Source organism: Mesorhizobium sp. M7A.F.Ca.US.002.01.1.1 (genome assembly GCF_004022955.1).
GTDB lineage: Bacteria > Pseudomonadota > Alphaproteobacteria > Rhizobiales > Rhizobiaceae > Mesorhizobium > Mesorhizobium ciceri.
This window is the reverse complement of record NZ_RZQE01000460.1, coordinates 1-4,698: the sequence shown is the minus strand read 5'-3', so window position 1 is coordinate 4,698 and position 4,698 is coordinate 1. Positions and strand designations below refer to the sequence as shown.

Here is a 4,698-nt window from a genome sequence, read left to right as displayed (position 1 = left end):
GCCATGGGCTTTCCTCTTCCGTATGCAGGCTCCAGTGGAAAATGCCGCTGACGCGACCGGACGCAGAAACTTGACCAGATGGCCGGCCGCGTCAACCTCTCGAGCCATAACAAATGCGTGCCGGCGGCGCCGCGGCAAACTCCGGCTTTGACAAATCCTGCCAGCTTGATATCATTTGCATACGAATGAATTTTCCGACCCCTGTGCTGGAAGGATCTTTCGAAGTACCAGCTCTGGAAGGCCTCTTTTCGGGAAGGCAAAGCGTGATCCGTTACGCGAAACCCACCTCGGTCGACGAAGCGCTCGCTTTGCTTGGCGAGGGCGCCTGGCGCATCCTTGCCGGCGGCACCGATTTCTATCCGGCACAGGGCAGCAAACCGATCCGCGACAATGTTCTCGACGTTAACGGCCTGGCGGCGCTTTGCGGCATTGCCGAGACGAGCGACCATTTCGTCATCGGCGCGCGCACGACCTGGACCGACATCGTCCGCCATCCCTTGCCGCCGGCCTTCGAGGCGCTGAAGCAGGCGGCGCGAGAGGTCGGCTCGGCGCAGATCCAGAACGTCGCCTCGGTCGCCGGCAATCTCTGCAACGCCTCGCCTGCCGCCGACGGCGTGCCGGCCCTGCTCGTCCTCGACGCCGAGGTCGAGCTGCGCTCGGTGGCAGCGACGCGGCACCTGCCGTTGCAGGACTTCATTCTCGGCAACCGCCGCACGGCTCTGCTGCCCGGCGAGATGGTCACGGCGATCCGCGTGCCGAAGCCCAGCGGCACGTCGGCTTTCGTCAAGCTCGGCGCCCGGCGCTATCTCGTCATTTCCATTGCCATGGTGGCAGCACGTCTGGCCGTCGACAATGGCACCGTCCGGCAAGCGGCGGTCGCGGCCGGCTCCTGTTCGGTGGTGGCCAAGCGGCTGGCCGGCGTCGAAGCCGCGTTGTGCGGGCTGCCGGTGGATGGCGAGCTTGCCGATGCGGTCCTGTCCGCGCCGATGAGCGAACTGTCGCCGATCGCCGATGTGCGCGGCAGCGCCGAATACCGGCTCGATGCAGTGCGCGAGATTGTTGCCCGCGCCGTGCTTGCGGCTGTGGGGCGGACGACTGGCGAAGAGGTGGCGGCATGAGCCAGGTTCAACCTGACGTGCGTGAAGCAGTGCCCGACCTGGGCGCCGTTCGGCCTGCTCGCGGCCCGGAGCGCGTTGACATCGCCTTCGAGGTCAATGGCAGCGTCGTATCGGTCAATGTGCCGCCGCTGCGCCGGCTGTCCCTGGTGCTGCGCGACGAACTGGGGCTGACCGGCACCAAGGTCGGCTGCGATGCCGGCGATTGCGGCGCCTGTACGGTGCTGGTCGACGGCGATCCCGTCTGCGCCTGCCTGATGTCGGCGGCGTCCGCTGCCGGCGCATCGGTGACGACCGTGGAAGGGCTTGCCAACGGCCGGCTGTCGGCGTTGCAGGCCTCTTTCCTCGCCCATGGCGCTGCGCAGTGCGGGATTTGCACGCCGGCGCTGCTGGTCGCGGCGACGGCGTTGCTGGAGAAGAAGGCGAGCCCCACCGAGGTCGAGGTACAGGACGCGCTCGGCGGAATTCTGTGCCGCTGCACCGGCTACCGGAAGATCATTGCCGCAGTGATGGATGCCTCCCTGCAGGCAGCAAGCCTGGATTTCCGCTTGCCCCGGTCAGGCCACGCGATCGGTTCCTCGCCCATCCGGCTCGACGGCGTGCCGAAGGTCACCGGGGCTGAGAAATTCGGCGGCGATTCTTTCCCCGCCGATGCGCTGGCCGTGCTGGTGGTCCGCTCTCCGCATTACCACGCCAGCTTCGCCTTCGGTGACCTCGATGGCTGGGCGAAGGCACATCCCGGTGTCGCCTGCGTCTTCACCGCCGCCGACATTCCGGGAAAAAACTGTTTCGGCGTCATCGGCCCCTTCGCCGACCAGCCGGCACTGGCCGAAGGGTTTGCCCGCCTTCGCGGTGAGGCGGTGGCGTTGGTCGCTGGCGAGCGCGAGGCGATGCTCGATATCGACCTCTCGGATTTTCCGATCCGCTGGACCGAATTGCCGCATGTTCTCCAATCCTGCGAAGCGCGCGCCGGCGGTGCCAAGCTCATCCATGAGAACAGACCGGCAAACCTGCTGACCTCCGGCTTCGTCGAACGCGGCGATCCGGAAGGGGCCCTTGCCGGTGCAGCGTTCACGGTGTCCGGCGTCATCGACACCTCCTATGTCGAGCACGCCTATATCGAACCGGAAGCCGGCTATGCCTATGTGGACGGCGACACGCTGGTCGTCGTCGCCTGCACCCAGGCGCCCTATATGGACCGCGACGAGACGGCGAAGGTGCTCGGCCTTGCCGTCGACAAGGTGCGCATCGTGCCGACCGCGACCGGCGGCGGTTTCGGCTCGAAGCTCGACGTCTCGCTGCAGCCGCTGATCGGCCTTGTGGCGATGAAGACAGGGCGGCCGGCGGCACTTGCCTACACCCGCACCGAATCGATGATGTCGACCACCAAGCGCCATCCGGCCGAGATGAAGGCGACCATCGGCGCCGATGCCGACGGCCTTGTCACCGGCATGATTTTTGAAGGCAATTTCAACACCGGCGCCTATGCAAGCTGGGGCCCTACCGTGGCCAACCGCGTGCCGGTGCACGCCTCCGGACCCTACGCGACGCCGAACTACCGCGCCGAAGGCCGCGCCATCCATACGCATGGGCCGATCTCCGGCGCCTTCCGCGGCTTCGGCGTGCCGCAAGCGACGATCATGCAGGAGACCCTCTATGATGAGCTGGCCGGCAAGCTCGGCATGGACAGGCTCGATTTTCGCTTGAAGAATTGCCTTCGTAACGGCTCCGAAACGGTCACAGGACAGCTTCTGGACTCCGGCGTCGGCATTGCCGAATGCCTCGAATCGCTGCGGCCGCACTGGGCGCGCGCGGCGGCCGATGCGGAGGCATTCAACAGTGGCAACACAGATAGAAAGCGCGGCGTCGGCGTCGCGTCCTGCTGGTATGGCTGCGGCAACACCTCGCTGCCCAATCCGTCGACCATTCGGGTCGGCATCGCGGCCGACGGCACGGTCATCCTGCACCAGGGCGCGGTCGATATCGGCCAGGGTTCGAACACGGTCATCGCCCAGATCTGCGCCGACGCGCTCGGCCTGCCGCTGGAGAGATTCCAGCTGAAGAGCGCCGATACATCAATTACTCCCGATGCCGGCAAGACATCGGCCTCGCGCCAGACCTTCGTCACCGGCAAGGCGGCCGAGAAGGCCGGCCGCGCCTTGCGTGAAAAGATCCTGCGTTTCGCCAATGTTTCGGAAAAAGCCGCTCTCCAACTCGACGGCCCGGCGATCGTCATCCGCGAAGGCGAAGCCACCCGCCGCATTGATCTCACGACGTTGGACCTGGATGCCGAGGGCTTCGTCTTCCGCGCCGAGGAGAGCTACGACCCGCCGACGCTGCCCCTCGATGCCAAGGGCCAGGGCAAACCCTACGCCGTTTACGGCTATGGCGCGCAGATTGCCGAGTTGGAGGTCGATCTCAAGCTCGGCACGGTGAAGCTGATCAAGATCACCGCCGCGCATGATGTGGGCAAGGCGATCAACCCGCTGCTGGCCGAAGGCCAGATCGAAGGCGGTATCGCGCAAGGCATCGGCATGGCGCTGATGGAAGAGTACATCCCCGGCCGCACGGAGAATCTGCACGATTATCTCATCCCGACCATTGGCGACGTGCCGCCGATCGAGACCATCCTGATAGAAGTTCCGGATCCGGAAGGACCCTTTGGGGCCAAGGGTTTGGGCGAGCATGTGCTGATCCCGACGGCGCCGGCAATCCTCAACGCCATCCGCCACGCCACCGGCGTTCTGATCACCAAGGTTCCGGCGACGCCGACGCGTATCCGCGCTGGCATCCGCGAAAAAGATGGCATCCGCGAAAAGGAAGCACGCCGATGAGCGAGCTTGCCGAACGCTTCGAGACCCATGATCCCGGCGAGAAGCTGGTGGCGGAGAAGATCCGCTGCGATGCCTGTCCGGTGATGTGCTACATCGCTGATGGTCGCACCGGCGCCTGCGACCGCTACGGCAATGTCGGCGGCAGGATCGTGCGGATGGACCCGCTGACCATCCTCGACCATGCGGCCGAGGCCGGCGCGGCAATCGTGCCCTTCGTCGCGGAGGGCGAACAATGGGACGGCGAACTGGTCAACACCGGCCGCCGCTTCGTCACCGCAATCGGCGCCGGCACCACCTATCCCGACTACAAGCCGGCGCCGTTCATCGTCAGCCAGGAAGTCGAAGGCGTCGATCTCGTCACCGTCGTCACGGAAGGCATTTTTTCGTACTGCGGCGTCAAGGTGAAGATCGACACCGACCGGCATATCGGACCCGAGACGGCTATTGTGCGATCGCAAGGCGAGGCAATCGGCCATGTCACGACGGGCGAGTATGGCTCGCAGATGCTGTCGCTGGGCGGCGTGCATCATCTGACCGGCGGCTCGAAGGCCGAAGGACGCGCCACCTGCGACGCGCTGCTCAATCTGTGCAACCGCAAGCCGGTGGAACTGGCCATCGACGGCGGCGCCGCCATAACAGTCGAAGCCGGCAAAGCGCCTGTCATCGACGGCAAGCAGGAACATCGCATGCGCGTCGGCTGCGGCTCGGCGACCATCGGCATGTTCGCCACGCAATGGCGCGGCCTTGTC

The 4,698-nt window shown here is 65.7% G+C and carries 2 protein-coding genes and 1 pseudogene; all 3 read left to right on the top strand.

The annotated features are described in order from the left end of the window. The first annotated feature begins 263 nt into the window (after positions 1–263). Entirely contained in the window at positions 264–1,118 is an 855-nt protein-coding gene (locus tag EN932_RS29590) for a xanthine dehydrogenase family protein subunit M (RefSeq protein ID WP_024502067.1), read from the top strand. Further along, the gene (locus EN932_RS29585; RefSeq protein ID WP_127384768.1) at positions 1,115–3,949 is read left to right on the top strand and encodes a molybdopterin cofactor-binding domain-containing protein; all 2,835 of its coding nucleotides are present in this window, start codon (positions 1,115–1,117) and stop codon (positions 3,947–3,949) included. The genes EN932_RS29590 and EN932_RS29585 overlap by 4 nt, the downstream gene beginning before the upstream one ends. After that, positions 3,946–4,698, top strand: a pseudogene (locus EN932_RS29580) (6-hydroxynicotinate reductase); the annotation flags it as partial. The gene EN932_RS29585 and the pseudogene EN932_RS29580, both read left to right, overlap by 4 nt.